Source organism: Shewanella sp. GJ50-10 (assembly GCF_055808815.1).
Genome location: NZ_JBVVSS010000001.1, coordinates 4,658,594 through 4,680,981 on the forward strand (window position 1 = coordinate 4,658,594; position 22,388 = coordinate 4,680,981).

Below are 22,388 nucleotides of genomic sequence, written 5' to 3' on the forward strand. Positions count from 1 at the left end.
GCGTTTTTTGGTTTTAAACTGCTTAAAGTCGTTTATTCAATTTTAAACCGTGCGACTAACACATCAAGACGTGCAGCTAAGCTATTTAATGACTCACTTGCTTGTGCAGCGGCTTGAGCTGTATCAGCAGTTCGTTGAGTGATATCGTTAATCTCAGTGACATTGCGGTTGATATCTTCTACCACGGTTGATTGTTCTTCTGTTGCGGCGGCAACTTGAATGTTCATATCACTAATAGAGGCTATTTGCTGGCTTATGCCACTGAGTGACTGACTGGCTTCATCTACGGCGTTAACCCCTTCTTGTGAGCGGTTCCGAGATGTCTCCATTGCAACGACAGCGCGACTTGCTTCAGACTGCAGCTTATCAATCATGGTTTGTACTTCGTTAGTTGAATCAGCAGTACGTGACGCAAGATTCCTAACTTCATCGGCTACTACAGCAAATCCACGGCCAGCCTCACCCGCACGAGCAGCTTCAATTGCGGCATTTAAAGCGAGTAGATTAGTTTGCTCAGAAATTGCGCGGATCACATCCAAAATACCACCAATAGACTTAGTATGGGTCGCGAGTGACTCAATGACTTCACCAACTTGCTCAACATCATTGGATAATTGATTAATGGTGCTTCTGGCACTCATAACAACCTGTTGCCCATCTGATGATTCTGTATCGGCTTCTTTTGCGGTAACAGCTGCCTGAGCTGCATTGCTGGCAATCTCATTAACCGTAGCGCCCATTTCATTAATCGCCGTGACAACCATGATCGTTCTGTCTTTTTGTTGTTGGCTATCATCTAACGTCTGATTCGCTTGAGCTGAAACATCTTTTGCCGACAAGCTTAATTGCTCACTGGTTCTGGCAACTTCGATTACTGACTCTTGGATTTTGGCAATAAAACTATTAAAACCCTTAGCAAGTTGAGCTAATTCATCATGCCCTTCAACGGGAAGACGCTGGCGTAGATCACCTTCACCCTCGCCAATATCTTTAAATAACTCGGCCACCTTAGCAATTGGGCGGCTAACCGATGAGGCAACGATAGTGGCGATCACAATAAAAAATATCGCAATCACAATTGTACCGAGGATAATTTGGTATACGGCTTTATCTAATAGGGCAAAAATCTCTGACTCAGGAACTTCAGCGATTAGATACCAATCCATCGCTGGAATATAGCTGCTTGCAACAATCGTACTTGAACCATTTACGTCGATGCGCATAAGGTTAAAATCATTTTGTGCCAATAAAGACTGAGTATTACCGTCTGTGTAATAACCTCTTAAATTTGCCTTACCTATTTGGTTTGGCTCTGGGTGCAGTTTTACATCACCATTTGAATCGACTAAGTACACAAACCCGCTGTCTTCAATTTGGAACGAAGCAAGCTGTTGCACCATATCATCAAGTGATTTGGCTAAACCAACCAATCCACGGCCGTTAGGTTGTTGATAGTTAATGAACAGTTTGACTTCACCATTTGATTCAGTGAATACATTGAGCATTCGCTCTTGCCCGCTATTGAGATAATCGAAAAACCAATCATCCTGTTGCGGATTTAGTACACGAAGAAATCCATCTTGTGTGTAATAAGCAGCAGTTTCTCTGTCGGCATAAGATGCTTGCACTAATTGATACTGCTTTTGGATATCACCTAATTGAGCGACAACATTCGCTTCAGTATCGCTTGGACGACCTTGTTCAATCCAGTCCAATAGCATACGGCTTTTAGCGAGTTGCTCGGCAGCATTCAATAAGTTGTTTATATCAAGCTCTATTTTATGGCGGATCTGCATTAATAAGCTGGGCAGCTCTGAATCTACCATACGCTGTTCAACAACCATTTTTGCGCTGCGTTGGCTAAGCACTCCGACAAGCATGGTTGAAAATACCACGCCAAATATCACCGAAAATAAGATTTTTTGTTTAATGGTTAGGTTTTTTAACAGATTCATGTGTACAGCCTATTTAGTTCGATATCTGTAATATCGGCAACTGCCAGAATAAATGAATGGATTTTATTTCATCTGAGGGAGATTATGCTTTTGTGATGTAATAGAAATAAAAACGCACCTAGATAGGTGCGTTATTGGTTTATCTAATGAGTAACTTACATATTAGGGTAGTTTGGTCCACCGCCGCCTTCTGGGGTTACCCAAGTAATGTTTTGGCTTGGATCTTTAATATCACACGTCTTACAGTGAATGCAGTTTTGTGCATTAATTACAAACTTATTCTCAGCGCCTTCAGCGACGACTTCATATACGCCAGCAGGGCAATAACGTTGTGCAGGTTCATTGTATTTGATTAAGTTAACCGCGATTGGAATAGAAGCATCTTTTAACTGCAGATGACACTTTTGATCCTCTTCGTGGAACGTATTCGATAAATATACTGATGACAATTTATCAAAACTTAACTTGCCGTCAGGTTTAGGGTATTCAATTGGCGTGAAGTTTTTAGCCAGTCCCATCTCCGCATGGTCAGGCGATTCATCTCGCAATGTGATTGGGAATTTACCACCAAACCAGTTTTGGTCGATAAAGTTAAATGCGCCACCTAAATAAGTACCAAACTTATGTAAAGCTGGGCCAAAATTGCGAGACTGGAATAGCTCTTCGTGTAACCAACTTTGTTCAATGCGGGTTTGGAAACAGTCTAAATCTTTGCCTGCTTCAACGCCTGCCATTAGCGCCTCACCTAAGGTTTGCGCTGCAACAATACCGCTCTTCATCGCAGTATGTGTGCCTTTGATTTTGGCAAAGTTTAAAGTGCCAGCATCACAACCAATCAATAGGCCGCCAGGGAAACTCATTTTAGGTAATGAATTTAAGCCGCCTTTGGCAATCGCACGGGCGCCATATGTTAAGCGCTCGCCGCCTGTTAAGGTTTGGCTAATAACTGGATGCTGCTTATAACGTTGGAACTCGTCGAATGGGCTCACATGCGGACTTTTATAATTAAGATCAATGATCAAACCTACAGCCACTTGGTTATCTTCCATGTGGTAAAGGAAGCCACCACCAGAAGTACCTTGATTTAGAGGCCAGCCACCAGTGTGAACCACTTTACCTTCTTGGTGTTGCTCTGCTGGGATTTTCCAGATTTCTTTAAAACCTAAACCATAGTGTTGTGGCGTTTTGCCATTATCAAGATGGTATTTAGCAATTAACTCTTTACCTAAATGGCCGCGACAACCTTCTGAGAATACGGTGTATTTGGCATGCAGTTCCATACCTGGCATGTAGCTGTCTTTTTCTTCGCCATTAGCACCAACGCCCATGTCACCAATCAAAATGCCTTTAACACTATTATCTTGGTTAAATAGCACTTCGCTTGCAGCAAAACCTGGGAAAATTTCGACACCTAATCCTTCAGCTTTTTCAGCTAACCAGCGGGTTAAGTTACCTACACTAATAATGTAGTTCCCTTCGTTATGCATGGTTTTAGGGACTAAGCTGTTAGACATCAATTGAGATTTAGAATCTGAACTTAGCAGGTAAATCTCATCGTGAGTCACTTTAGTATTCAGTGGGATATCGGAATCACGCCAATCGGAGAACAATTCATCCAATACTTTAGGTTCAAAAACCGCACCAGATAATATGTGCGCTCCAACCTCAGAGCCTTTTTCGACAACACAGACAGTCATTTCTTTGTCTGCATCTTGTGATATTTGCATTAATCGACATGCAGTAGCGAGTCCGGCAGGTCCTGCACCGACTATTACTACATCGAATTCCATAGATTCGCGTTCCATCATCTCACCTTTGATCTTCGTATCCCGGTTTTTGGCGGGTTTGTTGTTTTTTTTGTTTTACTCACCTTACCTTAAAAATGACCTAGGTCACAGTAGCAACTGCGATTTTGAGCTCGTGAGCTAGCTCGCAATTCTTTACAGATTTTGTACAAACTGGGACAAAATGTCATAAAAAGGTACTGATTAGAGCGAATTTAGGCCTATAATCAAGGTTGACGGTTCTCCGAGCTTTATTCCCTACGTCCACAGATACGGGTATTTAGCCGTGGTAATAATGCCACCGGGGTGAGCAAAGAAATGCGCTTACCTCCCACACTTGGAAAGGTTAACATGTCCCAACTACAAGACAGTTTTGGTCGAAGATTTCACTATCTGCGGATGTCAGTCACTGACGTTTGTAATTTCAAATGTACCTATTGCCTTCCTGACGGTTATAGACCTGATGGTAAGCCTAAGTTTTTAGCACTAAATGAAATCGAAAATTTAGTGTCAGCTTTTGGCGAAGTCGGTACCCAAAAAATCCGCATTACCGGTGGTGAGCCGAGCCTTCGCAAAGATTTCACCGATATCATTCGTGTCGTTGCTGATAATGACAACATTAATACCGTTGCCACAACAACCAATGGATATCGTCTCGAGAAGCACGCTAAAGAATGGTATGACGCAGGTCTGCGCCGCATTAACGTCTCTGTTGATAGCTTAGATCCTAAAATGTTTTACCAAATCACTGGCGAGAATAAGTTTGATCAAGTAATGCGCGGTATCGACGCAGCGCTTGAGGCTGGATTTGAACGGATTAAAATCAACGCAGTATTGCTTAAAGGCTTAAATGACAAAGATTTGCCACGTTTTTTACATTGGATCAAAAGCACGCCGATAGATTTGCGTTTTATTGAATTGATGGAAACAGGCTTAGGTCATGATTACTTTAATGCACATCATTTAGCGGGCTTAGATATCAAGTTAAAACTTGAATCTGAAGGTTGGTTATATGACTTACCGAGTGTCGATGACGGTCCAGCACAAAACTTTAGCCACCCAGATTACCAAGGTCGTATCGGCTTGATTATGCCGTATGCCAAAAACTTCTGTGCCAGCTGTAACCGTTTGAGGGTATCAGCGAAAGGTAAGCTGCATTTGTGTTTGTTTACTGAAAATGGTCTTGATTTACGTGACTTATTACAGCATGAATCTCAACGCGCTGAATTAATTGAACGTCTGCATAGCCAATTAGCACAGAAAGAAGAAACCCATTATTTACATCAAGGGATTACGGGTGTGACCAAACATTTAGCGTCTATTGGCGGTTAGCCTAGCGCTGAGTTTGGCGGCTTAAGGTGTTTGCAGCGACGCTGCAAAACAGTATTCCTTTGTCCGATAGAGTTTAAGACTTAAGAAGGCAAGTTAGCATGAGCAATTGTTTTACCCATATCAATGCCGATGGCAACGCCCACATGGTCGACGTGACTGAAAAGAATGTCACTGAGCGTGAAGCCCGCGCGGAAGCATTCATTGAAATGGCACCTAGCACGCTTGAAATGATCATGAGTGGCAGTCATCACAAAGGTGATGTATTCGCAACTGCACGTATTGCAGGTATTCAAGCTGCCAAAAAAACCTCTGATTTAATTCCTTTATGTCATCCTTTAATGTTGACCAAAGTAGAAGTTGATCTTGAGGCTCAACCAGAACTTAACCGCGTTCGTATCACGAGTTTGTGTAAACTTTCTGGTAAAACCGGTGTGGAAATGGAAGCATTAACTGCAGCATCAACTGCCGCATTAACCATTTACGACATGTGTAAAGCTGTTCAAAAAGACATGATTATTTCCCAAGTCCGTTTACTTGAAAAGCGCGGTGGGAAGTCAGGTCATTTCCAAGCAGAAGACTAATTTTTGCTGGTAATTGAGCGCAACCAGCAGCGTAAAACGTTAATTGTAAGACGACATCAATACGAGACATTGACATGATCCAAGTTCTATTTTTTGCACAAGTTAGAGAGTTACTCGGCACAGCTAAAGTTGAAGTTGCAGCAGAAGGTATTACCAATACTGAGCAACTACGTGAAGCATTAGCGGCTAAAGATGATAAATGGGCTAAAGTCTTGTCATCAGACAAGCTACTGGTTGCCGTTAATCAAACCATGAGTGCATGGGATGCAGCTGTAGTTGATGGTGATGAAGTTGCCTTTTTCCCACCAGTAACAGGTGGCTAATATGACGGTAACGGCTAACAATAACCCAAGACAAGTGGTTCGTGTGCAAACGGCAGATTTCAGTGTCGCTGATGAGTATGCGGCTATTGCTAACGATAACAGCGACGGCGCAGTTGTGACGTTTGCAGGTAAAGTGCGCGACTTTAATGACGGCAGTGCAGTAACCGATCTGACCCTTGAGCATTATCCAGGTATGACTGAAGCGGTATTAGTGCAATTAGCTGAGCAAGCTTATGAGCGCTGGCCGTTAAATTACGTCACCATTATTCACCGTGTTGGTCGTATGGAGTTAGGCGAGCAAATTGTGTTTATTGGCGTGACCAGCATGCACCGTAAAGCCGCTTTCGCAGCGTGTGAATTCCTAATAGATTTCTTGAAAACCAAAGCGCCTTTTTGGAAGTTAGAAGCGGGCGAAGAAGGTAATAACTGGGTTGAAGCCCGTGATTCAGATGAACAAGCTGCATCAATGTGGAATGACGCTAAGTAATTTATCCATCAAGTGATTGTCTATATCAACTACAGAAAGACTGCTAGAAACAACAAAATGTGTTGTGTCTAAAAAGAAGGACGCTAAACCTATGACCGCGAGTCGCCATAAGCTATTTGGTATTCAGCATTGTATTTCGGGTGCTAAGTTAGGTTTAGCAAACTTAGATTTTATCAAACTAAACTCAGTTAAATTCGTTGTGCTGAGCCTAGCATTATTCATTATTTCTTTATTCAGTTTAGTGCCATTTTCGGCACAAGCCGCCAAACCGCCGGCGATTGCAGCAGCAGCGAATGTAAAATTTGCATTAGATGAAATTGTAACTAACTTCACTGCTGAAACGGGTCTAACCCTTCGAGTGTCCTACGGTTCTTCAGGTAACTTCGTTGCACAAATTCAGCATGGTGCACCGTTTGAAATGCTGTTAAGTGCCGATGAGTTTTATGTGCAGCAGTTACATAAAGCCGGAAAAACCGACTCTGATGGCGATATCTACGCGGTTGGCAAACTCGCTATCGTCGCGCCAAATAACTCTTCACTAGAGCTCGATGCCGATTTAACGGGACTTGCTAAGGCTGTCTCCCAAGGTGAGATAAAACGCTTTGTTATTGCCAATCCTGCCCACGCTCCTTATGGCGAACGTGCTCAAGCTCTGCTAGAAAACAAAGGCCTTTGGTCTGAGTTACAGGCCACTATCATCATGGGTGAAAATGTTTCCCAAGCCGCGCAGTTTGCTTTAAGTGGTTCAGCCCAAGGCGGCATTGTGGCGTTATCTCTTGCATCTGCGCCGCAATTTACCAAGATGGGTCGCTATGTTGAGATCCCGCAAGCTTTATATCAACCGATTAATCAGCGCATGGTCATGACCCCTAAAGCGGGTGATATCACCAAACAGTTTTATCAGTACATGCAATCAGATGCAGCTCAACAAGTGTTAAAACAGTATGGTTTTGGTTTTCCTGCCAACATCAGCGATAAGCATCATTTACACCAACCAAAACTTCGCGCGCCAAGGCCAAGACAGCAAGTGGCGGAGTTGTAACTTATGGACTGGCAGTCACTGTGGCTTTCCGCCAAGTTAAGTACCGTTACAGTGTTAATTTTGATCCCAATGGCTATTTTTGTTGGCCGCTTTTTGGCGTACAAGCAATTTCGTGGCAAGTCGTGGGTTGAAGCACTGATCATGGTGCCATTGGTATTGCCGCCAACCGTTATTGGCTACTACTTACTTGTTGGTCTAGGTAGTCAGAGCTGGATAGGGCAATGGGTTGAGCAGCTTTTTGGTACTCAACTTGTGTTTAATTTTTCAGGCTTAGTGATAGCTTCTATTCTAGTTAATATTCCTTTTGCGGTGCAGCCGATACAGCGCGCTTTTGAAACTATTCCCCATGATATTCCTGATGCTGCAGCATGTTGCGGCATGAGCTGGTGGCGCATTTTTGCCAAAATCGAATTGCCGATGATTTGGCCTGGCATATTGACAGCCGTGGTGCTGTGTTTTTCTCATGTGTTAGGTGAGTTTGGTGTGGTATTAATGCTTGGCGGTAACATTGCTGGTGAGACGAAGACCATTTCGATTGCCATATACGACAGTGTGCAGGCATTTGATTTCGAGTCAGCTGGGACAATGTCGCTGGTGCTATTGGTGTTCGCTGTGAGTGTACTTGCCATTACGACCAGTTTGTCGAAGCGTTTAGGAGGCCATAATGCCAACCAACAGCGCTGATCTACACTGCGAAATATCACAACAATCGCCAATCCCTTTAACGGCTAAATTTAGTTGTAAAGCAGGGGAAGTGCTGGCTGTCGTTGGGCCATCCGGTGGCGGTAAAACAACACTATTGCGGATGATTGCAGGGTTAAGTTCACCACAAAAAGGGCTAATTGAATGTGGTGAGCAGCGGTGGTTTGATGATGAAAACAATATTCATCTATCACCTCAGCAGCGACATATTGGTTATGTGCCGCAACATTTCGGCTTATTCCCCCATCTTACAGCGCTTGAAAATGTCATTTCAGGGTTAGACCACATTCCTAAAAGTGAACGCAAGGCAAGAGCCTTAGACTGGCTTGAGCGGGTTAACTTACATGGACTGCCTGCAAGGTTGCCTGCGCAGTTATCGGGCGGTCAGCGTCAACGTGTGGCTTTAGCGAGGGCATTAGCCCGCGAACCTTCGGTGTTATTGCTTGATGAACCGTTTTCTGCAGTTGATAGAGAAACCCGCGAGCGCTTATACATAGAATTAGCCAGATTAAAATCGCAGTTATCGATACCTGTGATTATGGTGACCCATGATATGAACGAAGCGTTATTGCTTGCTGATAAAATGATTTTAATTAGCCAAGGTAATATGCTGCAGCAAGGTGAACCATTTGAAGTTTTATCACACCCTCGCAACGAAACTGTTGCAAGACAGATGGGGCTGAGAAATATCTTTAACGCTGAAGTCAGTGGCCGAGACGCCGAAGCCAATATTACTTGGCTTAAAATGGGCGAACAGATTATTGCCAGTGACAGTGCGCCAGAGTTAACCATAGGTCAGCAAGTTCGTTGGGTTATTCCTAATCAAGGTATACGTTTTAACGCGATTTCTAGTGGTCGTTTATGTCGTAGCATCAACAAGCTCGATATTGTCATTGAGTCGATGTTAATCATGGGTGAGTCTGTACGCGTCAAAGCGAAAATGGCAGATGTGGATGAAGTGTTTAATATGGATATTCCATCTCATTTGGCCGAAAAGCTTTCGTTAAAAGCAGGGCTTGCGACCACGATAGCACTTAAATCTGAGCAAGTTCATATTCTAGAATCATGATCAATTATTAATCTTACAATGCTTGGGTCTTTTGCTGGGCTTAGGTAAAGTAACACTATTCCAATTCTCATCTTGAGGCTTTCATGTTCCGAATCGTTCTGTCGTTGTTAGTCGTATTTCCATCTATGGTGATGGCAACCCCGAGTATGCACACCTTGCTCTCGGAGGGAAAATACGTACAACCGCTTATGGTGATTGAACAAATAGAAACAGAATATAGCGGTATCGTTTCATCGTTCGATATGGATGTTGAAAACGGTCAGTTAATTTATGAAATTGACTTACTGAACCTCGATGATAGTGAAATTACTGAATTCTCCTTTGATGCAACTGATGGCAGTTTAATTACTAAAAAATTATCTGCGTTTGAATCTGATGACTTAGATCAAATCAAAGCTGCACGTGTATTAATCAAGAAAAATATGACCTTCACTGAATTAGTCAGAATGGCAAAACAAGGCCAGACAGGTTATTTAATCGAAGCTGAGTTAGAACACGACTTAGCAATCAGTTACCTAGAATTAAAATTACTCAATCTCTCAAGCAAACACACAATTGCCTTTGATATTGAAGATTTACGTCCGCTGCCTTTACTGCAGTGGGACTAATTTGACTTGGCAATAAGTATTTTTACAGTAACTAGCTGTAAAACTAAGGAATAGCACTATGCGAGTATTAATCGTTGAAGACGATGCGACAACACTACAATATGTTGCTGAAGGTTTTACCGCGCAGCAATATCAAGTTGATACTGCGACCAATGGCCATGACGGCTTGCACCAAGCAAAACATAATCAATACGACATTATTATTTTAGACCGCATGCTACCCCAGCTAGACGGACTGACTTTGCTGACGGCATTGCGTAATAATGGCAATCAAACTCCAGTATTAATCCTTTCTGCGCTAAGTCATGTTGATGAACGTGTTAAAGGCTTACGTGCTGGTGGTGATGATTACATGACTAAGCCTTTTGCCTTTGCTGAACTGCAAGTACGCGCTGAAAAGCTTATTCAACGTAATGCGCCTTCTGCGGCGAATACCGACCTTGAAGTGGGCAATTTAAGAATGGAATTGCTGACACGTAAAGTGACATTAGATGAGCACGAATTAATGCTGCAGCCTAAAGAGTTTCAGTTGCTTAAATATCTAATGGAACACCCTAATCAAGTGATCAGTCGTACCTTATTGTTTGAAGCAGTATGGGATTATCACTTTGACCCTCGCACCAATGTAATTGACGTACATATCGCTAAACTTCGCCGTAAATTTGAAGAGCTAGGCCACCCTGAAATTATCGAAACCGTTCGAGGGGCTGGATATCGCCTTTGCAAAGGGAATTAAACCCTACCAAAGTAGTGCTTGGCGGATAACGCTGATCTTCTCAACCTTAGTGACCTTGTTGATTGTGATGCTGGTATTTGGTTTATACCGCCAGCTCGTGATTGAGCAAGAGAATCAGGTTGAGCAGCATCTTGCTACTGAAATGCAGCGTTATCAGCAACTGGCTTTAACGGTTGACCGTCGAAGCTTTGCTGCACAAATTCGCGCAGCAGACCCCAAAACAGCGCTTATTGCATGGCGAAATAGCGTTGATATGGTGGGTGCATTAAGTTTTGTGCCCGACAACATGCCCGTGTTGCCTAAAACCCGAGATTTCCCCATTTTAACCGGTGGCCCAGATAAGCTACATATTCTCACCGGCGGCATAGTAATGACCCATTACGGGCCAGTGCTAATTGCGACTCGTACCGATAACTTAGCAGCATTAATCGATAAGTTTATTAATGCCGCTTTTTGGGCGGTGGCATTTACTTTAGGGATAACCTTAGCGGTTGGCTTTGTATTTTCTAAAGCAATTTTAAGGCGCTTAGTACAATACAATTTACTCTGCGAAAAGATTGAACAGGGTGAGTACAATACCCGTTTACCTGTCAGCCATAATCAAGATGAATTTGATATGCTTGCTGGGCAGTTTAATCGAGTGCTTGATACCTTAGAACACAACCTAATGTCTGTTCGAGGCGTGACCGATAATATTGCCCACGATTTAAGAACACCGTTATCGCATTTACGAATAGGTATTGAACAACTCCCTAATAAGCCCACAGAGCAAGTACCAGAGCTCACAGCTATGTTGCTTGAAGAGCTAGATCATTGTCTGGCGACTTTTGATGCGATGCTATCATTGACGCGAATTGAAGAAGGTCAGCAAACCTTAGATAAGCAACCTGTTAGCTTGCAGCTTTTATGTGAAGATTTATTTGAAATGGCCGAAGTGGTTGCTGAGTCAAAACAGCAAGTATTGACCTTAGCCGTTGAGAAAGATGTGACCATATCTGGTGATAAATACTTATTATTCCAAGCACTGTTTAACTTGGTCGATAATGCGATTAAATATGCCCCTGAAGATGCAAGGATTCAGATTGTACAGTCGGGCAGAAAAATTCAAATTATTGATAATGGCCCAGGTATTAGTGATGAAGACAAAGAAAGAGTATTTGAGCGCTTAGTGCGGTTAGACCCGAGCCGTCACCACAAAGGCACAGGCCTTGGTTTATCTATGGTGAAAGCGATTTTATCTCGTCACCATGCTAAAATCGAACTGAAAGATAACCATCCTGGACTGATAGTCGATATTCGATTCTAGTCCTTGTCGCTTATACCGTTAAGTGACTTCAATAGGCCTAGAATCGAGACTATGTACCAAATCATACAACAGCATCAAGACTTCATCGTTATCAATAAGTCACCAAATGTGCATTTCCATAGCCAAGATGGCACCGCGGGTGTGGTAGCAAAGGTTGAGGCTGACCTAAAAATTAAATTGTTCGCTGTTCATCGTCTTGATACTCCCACCTCTGGCTTGATCATTTTAGCTAAATCTTCCCAAGCGGCTGCGATATTCACAGCGCTGTTTAGTGAGCATAAAATTCAAAAGTTTTATGTGGCGATAGCTAAAGGTAAACCTAAAAAGAAACAAGGTGGAATTATTGGTGATATGGCTAAGTCCCGTCGTAGTATGTACAAACTACTTCGCACTAAAACTAACCCTGCAATTACCCAGTTTTTCTCCCAGTCCATCGACAATGGCTTGCGGTTATATTTACTTAAACCCTTAAGCGGTAAAACTCATCAACTTCGTGTAGCACTAAGCAGTATCGGGGTGCCAATTTTAGGTGATGAACTTTACGGTGGTGAAGCGGCTGACAGATGCTATTTGCATGCAATGGCGCTAGATTTTGAATATCAAGGTGAGCGATTTCAATTTAAGCAACTACCACAAATAGGCACAGCTTTTTTAAATCCATTAGTAGAACAACAACTGCTAGATGCTTGGCAAACTCCAGCAGATTTACCTTGGCCTAAATGACCATTTTTAGTTGTAATTTGGTTTTGCTGTATCAGCGACTCTAATGCAATTACGACCACTGGCTTTGGCTTGGTACATGGCCTTATCTGCTAAATGTAATAATGCTTCCACTGGCAAGTCCTCTTGAATCGTAGCGCAACCAATACTGGCCTGAATGGCAATAGGTGTGTCATGCCATGTAAAGTTTATTTCTGTTAAGGTTTGCTGGAGCTTTTCGGCAACGCAAAGGGCTTTCTGTTCTGTGGTTAGTGGTAATATCAATACAAACTCTTCGCCGCCATATCGGCATAGGTAATCAATCTTACGGGTAACGCTATTAAGTTGTTTAGCTGCAAGTTTTAATACTTCATCACCCGCCGTATGGCCATGGGCATCGTTAATTTGTTTAAAGTGGTCTAAATCAATCAAAATGACACTGTAGCTGACTTTATCTCTTAGCCAACGAGCATGCTCTAATGCGAGCTTTGCTTGCAGGGCATTGCGGTTCCAAAGCCCAGTTAAGGCATCTTTGTTCGCCAGAGTCATGATTTTTACTACAAGGCGATTGATGGTGTTGCCAATAATTAGAATATTCACCAATAGAATTAATACAATATAAACCCACAATATTGGTATTGATTCTTCAGTATTAAATGCAGCATAGGTGGCGACTTTTTCAGGGTAGATAACTAGGATTAATGCTCTAACTAAAAACATCATGCCAATAAGCGCAATTGGGACAACCAGCCAATAAGTGGCAAAAGCGGTAAAATTGTCTTTAAATGCATCGTAATGATCTTTGGCCAACATGATAAAACAAACCGCAGCAGCCAAAGATAGGATAATCATTAGGTATGCAGAGCTAGAGGTTTGCGGTTTTACTAATAGCATCAAGCCGATTGAGCTAAGAATGAGTGCCAAATCAAATCGATGGCTTGATGTTAAATGGTAAAGTCGCTGTGCTCCCCAGCGTAAAAAGCAAAAACCGACTAGAATTATATTGTCAGCCACTAGCCAATGAAGGTAACTTGGTTCTTGGGTTCGTTGAGTGTAAAGCAGCATGCCAAGTAAAACGCAAAAGTTGGCTAACGCAAAGCGCCAGCTAGCACTGGGTGCTACCCGCATAGGGGCAACCATTACTGTCCATGCGATTGTTCCTGCGAAGCACAAGATACAAATCACTTGAATTAAAATGAGACTGCTACTATTTTCTATCATTAAGCCTGCATTAAATGATTAAAAATTAAGGATAAGTTGATTTAATCTAACATAATAATATTTGATCTGTTTCACAAGTTGTTGCATTTATTGCGCAGTTTGATTGATTAATTTGTTTAAAATTAAAAGGATAAAAAAGAATTATGGATACAAATAAACTACTGCTCATTGTTATCGCAATCCTCTTGCCGCCTGTGGCTGTGTTTCTTAAAAAAGGCATGGGCAAAGACTTACTGATAAATATTATTTTGTGTTTACTCTTTTTTGTTCCGGGTTTGATCCACGCTATTTGGGTGGTAGTACAAGATTAATCGCACTCAGCTCAACTCGGGCTAAGAGGTGAATAGGTGAGATTAACTATTTACGTGCAATAAAATCGAGCTTGTTTAACTGAATGAAGTTGTGATGAGTTCTGTGATAACAATACCAACTCTGACTTATTTGGAGTTGGTATTTTTATGGCTACAATTGTAGAATCGCACTCCGATTTATCCCGCTTGTATTCCATGAGTGTATTATCAGAGAGTTTAAGGTGACATTGATATGAACAGACGTAAAAAGATTAACCAAACACTCAAAGGTAAAGCCAAAAAAGCCAATGCAAAAAAAGCGGGCAGCAATAAGCCTAAATATATCGCTAAAGCTGATCGCGTGTTAGTTGAAGTGGCTAATGAACAGAGTCAAGATGTGCTTATCGGAGCGGAACCTACCACAGAGCAAGCCGTTTAATCGCAATGGTTATTGAAAGCATTTAAATAAAAAGCATTTAGCAGAAAGAGCTAACTTTTTTGGTGGTCTCGCCTAAACAATTCCCACTCTTCAATCACTTCACCATCTGGTAATGTGCACAGAGAAACATCGCCATTAATATGCTCAACCGTTTCTCGTGTCCCGCCGTTATCAATACAGTAATCAGCAGCAGGATTGGTCATATTTAGTGGCTTAATGTCATCACCCGAACAGGCGGTTAAACTCATGACAAGTGCAGTACTGAATATCGCTTTACTAAAATTGGCTATAGTCGATTGAGCAAACATAGTGTGTTCCTATAACAGGGTTCCGTTAACAAGATCTATGAAAGAGCCTTATAAAAGAATGCTGATAACACAGCGATTTTTCTTTTATCAACTATAGCCAAGATTACAACTTTTAGTAAAACTTTGATTATTGAAACTTGCTGATTGAAAACCGTTACTCAGATGCCGAGCACACAGAGCAGTTAGCTTGTTTTGGAAGTTTCATTTCACGAAACTCCATCGTCATAGCATCAATCATCAAAATACGGCCATTTAAGCCTTCACCCATATGACTAATCGCTTTAATGGCCTCAGTCGCTTGAATACAACCGACTAAACCGACAACGGGGGCTAAAATGCCTGACTCGACACAGGTGAGTTGCTGCTCGCCAAATAAACTGCTGTAGCAGTGATAACAAGGTGATGATGCTTGATAATCAAATACCGTTACCGTGCCTTCCATACGAATAGCCGCAGCAGAGATAAAACTCACTTTGTGGTTAAAGCAGCTCTGGTTAAGTTGTTCTCTGACTTGAACATTATCAGTGCAGTCTAGTACTAACATGTGCTCAGAAACCAATTGCTCAATACGCGTTTTATCAAGGAATTCGTTGATGGTATTGATGGTGATCAGCGGGTTTAATTGAGCTAAAGTTTGCTTTGCTGAATCAACTTTGGCTTGGCCAACATTTTCATCATGATGCAATACTTGGCGTTGTAAGTTCGACAGTTCAACCGTGTCGAAATCCACGATGGTCATTTCACCTACGCCAGCAACAGCAAGGTATTGCGTTACGGTACAACCTAAACCACCGGCGCCGATAACCAGTACTTTAGCTTGTTTAAGTTTTTCTTGGCCTTCAATATCCATCGCTTTAATTGATATTTGGCGACTGTAACGAAGCATTTCGTTATCAGACAAAATCTCAACATCATCAGCTGCGTTTTTAGGTAAATTAGTCATCAAATTTCCTTCGTGATTAACACAATACGCTGTTGAATGGTTCAACATTAACGGTTGTGCCCGATGCGACATCACCTTGTTCTTGCTCTAAGTTAATAAAGCAATTTGCTAAGCTCATTGAAGTCAACATACCTGAACCTTGACCACCGGTTGAGGCAACCACAAGCTCACCATTTTCATCACGACTTAAAATACCGCGCTGGTATTCCGCACGCCCCGGTTGTTTGCGAATTGGAGTCGTCAGTGTCGCTTTTACAATTAACGGCTCTTTAACCGTTAAGCCTTGCATCTTATTGACGATTGGCCACACAAGTTTGTAAAAGGTCACCATAGATGAAACCGGGTTACCCGGTAACCCGCAAAATACCGCTTTGCCTAACTTACCAAAGGCAAATGGCTTACCTGGTTTAATTGCTAAGCGCCAAAAGGTGATTTCACCTTCTTCAGACAGTATCTGCTTGGTGTAATCCGCATCGCCGACTGAAACGCCGCCCGATGTCAGAACCATATCTGCTTTGCTAGCGGCTTCTTTAAATGCGCCACGAATGGCTTCTTTGTCATCTTCGATAACACCTAAGTCAATCCACTCAACATTAGCTTGGGTAAGCAGGCCTTTGATGGAGTAACGATTGGAATCGTAAATCTGTCCGGGAGCAAGGTCGCTTCCCACAGGGCGTAATTCATCACCTGTGGAGAAAAAGCCACTTTAAGACGGGCTTTAACGCGAACTTTACTAATACCGATAGTCGCTAGTACGCCCATTTCTGCTGCGCGAATTTGGGTGCCACTTTTGAGTACATTGGTTCCAGCAACTAACTCTTCACCACGATAACGAATGCTATTACCTTTGGCTTTAGGGTGCTCGATGGTGATGTTGTCGCCATCAGCCGAAGTCTTTTCTTGCATTTGAACCGTGTCGTACCCCGCTGGGACTGGTGCGCCTGTCATTATGCGAATACAGCTATTGGCTGGGGTCTTACCTTTGTAAGGGTGGCCAGCAAAAGAAGTACCGACTAGGTTTAAGGTCGTTGCTGTATCGCCAGTAAGCTCGTCGAATTTAAACGCATAACCGTCCATCGATGAGTTATCAAATGGTGGCAGGTCGATACATGATGCCAAATCTTCAGATAATATGCGGCCAACGGCTTCATTTAAGCTCACCATTTCACTGTCATCGATGACATTTACCTGATCAAGTAAAGCTTTAATGGCGTCAGTTGGGTGCATTAATCCTGGCTGTGCACAGGCATCAGATTTTGTTGACATCGTTGCTCCTCACATGACATTTGCCATGTTGTGGTTCGTCTAAGACTGACTTAGATAATAAGATTCATTTTTGATACCGCATTATGCCATGATAGCCACAGATAACTATGATCAGACCGAAGGTTTTTTATATCTATGACCAGCAAGAGTAGTGATACAACAGAGAAAACCACAGGGCTTTCATCAAAAAAGGTCGACTGGTTTCTCTATATAGTGAAATGTCATAACGGTCATTTATACACAGGTATTACGACAGACGTGAAAAGGCGTTTTGCTGAGCATCAAGCAGGTGGTGCCAAAGGGGCTAAATATTTAAAAGGCAAAGGACCACTAACCTTGGTTTACCAAGAAAATGCAGTTGATAGAAGCGCTGCGACAAAACGAGAGCTAGCGGTTAAAAAGTTAACTCGTGACAAGAAATTAGCCTTAATCGCGTCTTATCAACACGATCAGTATGACGAGTGCCATCTATAGAGCTAAAAAAGCCACTTGATAAAGTGGCTTTTTTACAATTGCTTATTGGGAGCGTAATACCGGATATTTCATATATTGCTCATCGAAATACGGACTTCTTTCATAAAACCAGCGCAGTCTTGCTTTTGAATCATTAGCAAAGCTTTCATCCTCTAAAGCGAGTCTAAATTCAGCCGCTAAGGTTTCATCTTCAGCCAACATTTTTGCTGCCAGTGGTTCTACTGCATAATCTTCGATGTATTCAGTACGAGTGAAGATGCTATTAAAAAAGCCCCATTGGAAAAATGAATCAGCAGATTGAGGTTCAAGCAATAGAATTGCTAAATCACCTAAAGGTTGGTTGGTAGAGATTTGGATGGTACCAACAGGCAAGGTGGTTTCGATTTTCACTTTTTCGCTGGTGGCTGTGACACGTTGTCTGCCTTCATAGTCTTTAGCGTAAAATTTCGGCTCAGTAAATTGATACTGACTGACTTTAACCGTTTTAGCTTCAGTTAATGGAGTCATACGTACGCCATGTATCGACAGACGATCAATTACTTGATGCCACTGCGCAGGTACATAGTAGAACTTAGGACGCTGAGTTTTAATATTCGCTTCGGTATTCCCCATCACAGGTAAGTTTGGATACAACATTGGCTGACCATTCCAACGCACTACCTCCGTGCCGCTAATCTCACTCGTTTCGAGTGAATAACCAATGCCTTTGAAATCCCAACCAGCTTGCTCAACAGTATTCCAGGTTAATGGGATTTGTTGTTGGCGCTGGTATTTATCCTCGTAAATTGCAGCTTTTAATTTTGTACCATGAGTTGCCACTGTTTTTAAGGTTTGCTCCAGCATCACGTATGTACCTAGAACACGTTGCTTAAACGGCTTTAGGCTATGGTTTTCAATTAAAATTGTTGGCAAGTGGCGAGCGTCGCCGTATCCATTTGAAAACCGTGGACTTGGGTTCCAGTAAGACAAACCTTTTGAAAGGTCAGTATTGTCTATAGCAAAAACTAATGGACCCGGTACATGACCATTGTTGGAAAGGGCTGCCTCAACTTCAGGACGATAGTATTTTTCTAACCACTCAAAGCTTGCAGGGCTATATCCTTGTTTAACGTTATATCCAAAGGTCACATCGTACTGGTAATCAATACCATCGGTAACATGCACATCAATATATAAGTCAGGTTGCCAAACATTGATGGCTCTGATCATGTGCTGTAATTCAAGGGTGTCTAACTTGGCATAGTCTCGATTTAAATTAAGGTTTCTTGCATTTGTTCGCCAACCCATATCAATAGGTCCACGTTGATTGACTCGATTAAACTCATTACTACGTTCATGGCCGTCGACACTCAATATTGGAACAAATAACAGATTTACTTTATCGAGTAGCGCTTGTTTATCACCTTGAGTTATATCTCTGAGTAGCATCATGCCAGCATCTTTACCGTCTATCTCACCAGAGTGAATACCTGCTTGCACTAAAACGGTTGGCTTGTTGCTTTCTCGAAGGGCTTCAGGAGTTGAAGCGCCAGATTCAGAAGCTACCACCATCCAAATATCTCGACCTTGAGGGCTTTTACCTATGGATACCTGTGACAATGAATCACTATTCTCGACGAGCTTTGTTAGCCATTGATGGGTGTCATGATAATTAGGGCTGGTGGTTAAGCCGTTTTGCTCAAATGGCGTCGACCATGGGGCAGAGGCATCTAAAATAAGAGTTTCGCTTTGACCTTGCCATGGTTGAATCGGCGGTAAAATAACATCGTTAATAAAAGTGTCTGGCGCAAAGCGAGTACTGTGAGGCTTTTCTATTTGCTCATTTACTTCCTGTTTAGATATTTCGGCCACACTAGAAAATGAAAATAGTGAATTGATAATGAAGCTGGCGAGTATGGCGCGGCGCATAGATATCCCTATGGTATGAGCAAATAGAATGTTGTTTTATCTTAAATCAAATTGCCATTGTGACAAGAGCTTAGCGTTAAGTAATTGAGGTTATAGCGCTTTAAAATGTAACAAAGCTAATTTTTTGACTGGCAATAAAAAAGCCTCAATGTCGTTTGAGGCTTTTAAGGTAAACAGCAATATATTTGTGCTGAATGCAGTTTTACAAACTTAGCTGTTTGGACCCGCAGCTTTGATTGCATCAGATACCTGATACTTAGCAAAGTTTGCCGTGAACTCTTCAGCTAATTGCTGGGCGTATTTGGCATACTCATTTTTATCAGCCCAAGTATTTACTGGGTTAAGAAGTTGAGTATCAACACCAGAAACCGCAACAGGTACTGCTAGGTTAAGCTTATCAATATGCTGTGTTTCAACATCTTTTAGTTCACCGCTAACAATTGCATCGACAATTGCACGAGTCGTAGGAATATCAAAACGCTTACCGACTCCGTGAGGGCCGCCAGTCCAACCTGTGTTGACTAAATAAACTCGGCTACCAAATGACTCAATACGTTTCATCAATAGCTCAGCATATACACCAGCTGGACGTGGGAAGAACGGTGCACCAAAACAAGTAGAGAAGGTTGATTGAATTGCTGAAGTTGAGCCCATTTCAGTCGACCCCACTTTTGCAGTGTAGCCAGATAAGAAATGGTAAGCAGCTTGCTCTTTTGTGAGGACAGAAACAGGCGGTAATACACCTGATACATCACAAGTTAAAAATACCACTGAGTTAGGTTCAGCGCCGCGGTTTTCTTCTTTACGCTGGGCAATATGTTCAAGCGGATAAGCTGCACGGCTGTTTTCTGTCAATGTGGTATTGCTGTAATCAGGTACACGGCTTTCATCCAGCATGACATTTTCAAGCACAGTACCAAAACGGATTGCATCCCAGATAACGGGTTCGTTCTTCTGGCTTAGGTCGATACATTTTGCATAGCAGCCGCCTTCAATATTAAATACGCCACCGGGTGCCCAGCCATGCTCATCATCACCAATAAGAAAACGTTTTGGATCAGCTGATAAAGTTGTTTTACCTGTGCCTGATAAGCCGAAGAATAGGGTGGTATCGCCATCATGGCCTACGTTTGCAGAACAATGCATCGGCAGTACGCCTTTGGCAGGCAACAAAAAGTTTTGTACAGAGAACATCGATTTTTTCATTTCGCCAGCATATTTAAGTCCAGCAAGTAGAACTTTTTTAGCTTCGAAGTTGATCATCACCACAGCATCAGAGTGTGTGCCATCACGGGCAGGATCACAGACAAACTCAGGAGCATTCATGATTTGCCAAACGTCTTTATCACCACGGTTAAAATGTTCAGGGGTGATAAATAAGTTACGAGCAAAGATTTGATGCCAAGCATATTCAGTTGTAACACGAACTGGAAGGTAGTGCGCGTCGTCAGCACCGACTTCAAGTTCAGAAACAAATATATCCTTTTCAGATAGATAGGCTTCAACACGCCCCCAAAGAGCATCAAAGGTATCTGCGGCAATGCCTTTGTTGACTGAACCCCAATCAATTTCATCTTGGGTATTAGCTTCTTGAACAATAAAACGATCATTGGGGGAGCGGCCTGTGCGCTCGCCAGTTTTCGCGACTAATGCGCCATTTGCGGTTAACTGCCCTTCATTACGTTGTAAAGCAAGTTCAATTAACTCAGCGCTAGTAAGGTTGAAGTGTACGCTGTTTGTTCCATCTGTCATCGGGTGCTTCTCCGTTTAAATAGGTCGTTTATCGGTCTATATTGCCGATTTATAGTTTGGGATGACTTACGTTATCGCTTGCTCAGAGACATATGCTTAGGTTAACGCTAAATTAGCAATGCCTGTGTTCAGTGATTGTAACGTAATAAACAATACAGGTAACTAACAGTTTGGTAACTTTTTTGTAAGTTGAGCCAATTTTTTAGTTTTAAGATAGATTTTTTACATAAAAAAAGCGCCAAAGGCGCTTTTTTATGAAAGTTTGTATGTGGTATCGATCAGTTATTGCTGTTGACCAGCTTCTAAGTTACCGGCATAAATTGCGGCAATATCGATACTGTCGAAGGTATACATTTTAGGGCAATATTCACAGCCCATTTCGATTTTACCTTCTTCTGCAAGAATTTCTTCAACTTCACTTTGGTCAATTGTTGCAAGTGCTTTAGCGCTTCGCTCTCTTGAACAAGTACATTTGAAGCTCACTTCAACAGGGTCAAATAGACGCACATCTTCTTGATGATAAAGGCGGTGCAAAATATCTTCGGCTGATAACGTGAACAACTCTTCTTGTTTAATGGTTTCAGTTAATGCCAATAAGTGATTGAAGTCTTCATTTTCTTCAGTTTTAGTTGGCAACACTTGCAGCAGCATACCCGCTGCTTGCTTACCATCAGCAAATAACGAAATATGTGTAGGCAATTGTTCTGACTGATTAAAGTACTCTTCTAAACAAGCTGCTAAGTTTTCATGATCTAGCGACACGATACCTTGATAGCGTTCACCTTCATCAGGCGTCAGAGTAATCACCATGACACCTTTACCGAATAAATCACTTAATGATGCGTCGTCTGCAAGGTCGCCATTCCAGCGGGCAACGCCGCGAAGCGCTTGTAAGTTTGTACCATTAATGACAGCAACAGAAACTGGGCCGTCACCTTGTAATTGCACGCTGATATCGCCAGTGAATTTGATAGTCGCCGTTAATAGTGAAGTGGCAGCCATAAGCTGGCCAATAATCAATTGTAGTGCTTTTGGGTAGTCATGCGCCGATAGGATATCTTGATAGCTTTGATCAAGTTGCACCATTTCACCGCGAACATCGGCATTATCAAATAAGTAGCGATGTAATATATCTTTGCTCATGTTTAATCTCGTGTGTTGTG

General features: G+C 42.3%; 22 protein-coding genes, 1 pseudogene and 1 riboswitch. Of the genes and pseudogenes, 14 read left to right on the forward strand and 9 right to left on the reverse strand.

The genetic code is table 11. The features are described from left to right. Positions 1-32: 32 nt before the first annotated feature. Together AC0L4E_RS19750 and AC0L4E_RS19755 are read right to left on the reverse strand one after the other, a co-directional pair. Positions 33-1,955: a methyl-accepting chemotaxis protein gene (locus AC0L4E_RS19750; protein ID WP_473681316.1), complete on the reverse strand. Its 1,923-nt coding sequence runs from the start codon at positions 1,953-1,955 to the stop codon at positions 33-35. Between the two features lie 155 nt (positions 1,956-2,110). Then, the gene (locus tag AC0L4E_RS19755; RefSeq protein WP_473681317.1) at positions 2,111-3,760 is read right to left on the reverse strand and encodes an electron transfer flavoprotein-ubiquinone oxidoreductase; all 1,650 of its coding nucleotides are present in this window, start codon (positions 3,758-3,760) and stop codon (positions 2,111-2,113) included. Positions 3,761-3,969: 209 nt separating this feature from the next. After that, positions 3,970-4,103, forward strand: a riboswitch (molybdenum cofactor riboswitch). Between AC0L4E_RS19755 and moaA the strand changes: the two genes are divergently transcribed. From moaA to AC0L4E_RS19810, 11 genes are all read left to right on the forward strand, one after another. Beyond that, a complete protein-coding gene (gene moaA, locus AC0L4E_RS19760) occupies positions 4,091-5,071 on the forward strand; it encodes a GTP 3',8-cyclase MoaA (protein WP_220754010.1) in 981 nt (326 codons plus the stop codon). (Overlaps the previous riboswitch by 13 nt.) Positions 5,072-5,169: 98 nt before the next feature. Further along, complete coding sequence (gene moaC, locus AC0L4E_RS19765) at positions 5,170-5,652, forward strand: cyclic pyranopterin monophosphate synthase MoaC (RefSeq protein ID WP_473681319.1); 483 nt, start codon at positions 5,170-5,172, stop codon at positions 5,650-5,652. Between the two features lie 74 nt (positions 5,653-5,726). Continuing rightward, on the forward strand, positions 5,727-5,975 hold the full coding sequence (moaD, locus tag AC0L4E_RS19770) for a molybdopterin synthase sulfur carrier subunit (RefSeq protein ID WP_102527601.1): 249 nt from the start codon (positions 5,727-5,729) through the stop codon (positions 5,973-5,975). 1 nt (position 5,976) lies between these two features. After that, on the forward strand, positions 5,977-6,462 hold the full coding sequence (gene moaE / locus AC0L4E_RS19775; RefSeq protein WP_473681321.1) for a molybdopterin synthase catalytic subunit MoaE: 486 nt from the start codon (positions 5,977-5,979) through the stop codon (positions 6,460-6,462). Between the two features lie 91 nt (positions 6,463-6,553). Then, positions 6,554-7,504, forward strand: coding sequence for a molybdate ABC transporter substrate-binding protein (gene modA, locus AC0L4E_RS19780; protein ID WP_473681323.1), 951 nt, complete (start codon positions 6,554-6,556; stop codon positions 7,502-7,504). A 3-nt stretch (positions 7,505-7,507) separates the two neighbouring features. Beyond that, the gene (gene modB, locus AC0L4E_RS19785; RefSeq protein ID WP_473681325.1) at positions 7,508-8,188 is read left to right on the forward strand and encodes a molybdate ABC transporter permease subunit; all 681 of its coding nucleotides are present in this window, start codon (positions 7,508-7,510) and stop codon (positions 8,186-8,188) included. Beyond that, entirely contained in the window at positions 8,169-9,275 is a 1,107-nt protein-coding gene (locus AC0L4E_RS19790) for an ABC transporter ATP-binding protein (protein WP_473681326.1), read from the forward strand. Before modB ends, AC0L4E_RS19790 begins: the two co-directional genes overlap by 20 nt. An 83-nt stretch (positions 9,276-9,358) precedes the next feature. Beyond that, a complete protein-coding gene (locus AC0L4E_RS19795; RefSeq protein ID WP_473681328.1) occupies positions 9,359-9,883 on the forward strand; it encodes a PepSY domain-containing protein in 525 nt (174 codons plus the stop codon). Positions 9,884-9,941: 58 nt separating this feature from the next. After that, entirely contained in the window at positions 9,942-10,619 is a 678-nt protein-coding gene (locus AC0L4E_RS19800; protein ID WP_220754018.1) for a response regulator transcription factor, read from the forward strand. A 67-nt stretch (positions 10,620-10,686) separates the two neighbouring features. Further along, a complete protein-coding gene (locus tag AC0L4E_RS19805) occupies positions 10,687-11,925 on the forward strand; it encodes a sensor histidine kinase (protein ID WP_473681764.1) in 1,239 nt (412 codons plus the stop codon). Between the two features lie 51 nt (positions 11,926-11,976). Then, on the forward strand, positions 11,977-12,648 hold the full coding sequence (locus AC0L4E_RS19810) for a TIGR01621 family pseudouridine synthase (RefSeq protein WP_473681331.1): 672 nt from the start codon (positions 11,977-11,979) through the stop codon (positions 12,646-12,648). Positions 12,649-12,654: 6 nt separating this feature from the next. Here AC0L4E_RS19810 and AC0L4E_RS19815 read toward each other — a convergent pair whose 3' ends face one another. Then, on the reverse strand, positions 12,655-13,845 hold the full coding sequence (locus AC0L4E_RS19815; RefSeq protein ID WP_473681333.1) for a GGDEF domain-containing protein: 1,191 nt from the start codon (positions 13,843-13,845) through the stop codon (positions 12,655-12,657). A 143-nt stretch (positions 13,846-13,988) separates the two neighbouring features. On the opposite strand from AC0L4E_RS19815, the gene AC0L4E_RS19820 reads away from it, so the two are divergent. Next, complete coding sequence (locus AC0L4E_RS19820) at positions 13,989-14,156, forward strand: YqaE/Pmp3 family membrane protein (protein WP_220754022.1); 168 nt, start codon at positions 13,989-13,991, stop codon at positions 14,154-14,156. A 232-nt stretch (positions 14,157-14,388) separates the two neighbouring features. Next, positions 14,389-14,574 (forward strand): DUF2986 domain-containing protein, encoded by a 186-nt coding sequence (locus AC0L4E_RS19825; RefSeq protein WP_473681335.1) that lies wholly within the window; start codon positions 14,389-14,391, stop codon positions 14,572-14,574. A 50-nt stretch (positions 14,575-14,624) separates the two neighbouring features. Here the strand turns inward: AC0L4E_RS19825 and AC0L4E_RS19830 are convergent, their stop codons facing one another. From AC0L4E_RS19830 to moeA, 3 genes and pseudogenes are all read right to left on the reverse strand, one after another. Then, on the reverse strand, positions 14,625-14,882 hold the full coding sequence (locus AC0L4E_RS19830; protein WP_473681337.1) for a putative hemolysin: 258 nt from the start codon (positions 14,880-14,882) through the stop codon (positions 14,625-14,627). Between the two features lie 154 nt (positions 14,883-15,036). Beyond that, positions 15,037-15,825: a molybdopterin-synthase adenylyltransferase MoeB gene (gene moeB, locus AC0L4E_RS19835; protein WP_473681339.1), complete on the reverse strand. Its 789-nt coding sequence runs from the start codon at positions 15,823-15,825 to the stop codon at positions 15,037-15,039. A 16-nt stretch (positions 15,826-15,841) separates the two neighbouring features. After that, a pseudogene (moeA, locus tag AC0L4E_RS19840) lies at positions 15,842-17,091 on the reverse strand (molybdopterin molybdotransferase MoeA). A 135-nt stretch (positions 17,092-17,226) separates the two neighbouring features. Here moeA and AC0L4E_RS19845 point away from each other — a divergent pair. Then, complete coding sequence (locus tag AC0L4E_RS19845) at positions 17,227-17,565, forward strand: GIY-YIG nuclease family protein (RefSeq protein WP_473681341.1); 339 nt, start codon at positions 17,227-17,229, stop codon at positions 17,563-17,565. A gap of 42 nt (positions 17,566-17,607) precedes the next feature. Here the strand turns inward: AC0L4E_RS19845 and AC0L4E_RS19850 are convergent, their stop codons facing one another. From AC0L4E_RS19850 to hslO, 3 genes are all read right to left on the reverse strand, one after another. Continuing rightward, positions 17,608-19,473, reverse strand: a complete 1,866-nt coding sequence (locus tag AC0L4E_RS19850) for a M14 family metallopeptidase (RefSeq protein ID WP_473681343.1) — start codon at positions 19,471-19,473, stop codon at positions 17,608-17,610. 210 nt (positions 19,474-19,683) lie between these two features. Next, entirely contained in the window at positions 19,684-21,225 is a 1,542-nt protein-coding gene (locus AC0L4E_RS19855) for a phosphoenolpyruvate carboxykinase (protein ID WP_299572680.1), read from the reverse strand. Positions 21,226-21,507: 282 nt separating this feature from the next. Further along, on the reverse strand, positions 21,508-22,368 hold the full coding sequence (gene hslO, locus AC0L4E_RS19860; RefSeq protein WP_473681345.1) for an Hsp33 family molecular chaperone HslO: 861 nt from the start codon (positions 22,366-22,368) through the stop codon (positions 21,508-21,510). Between the last annotated feature and the right edge of the window lie 20 nt (positions 22,369-22,388).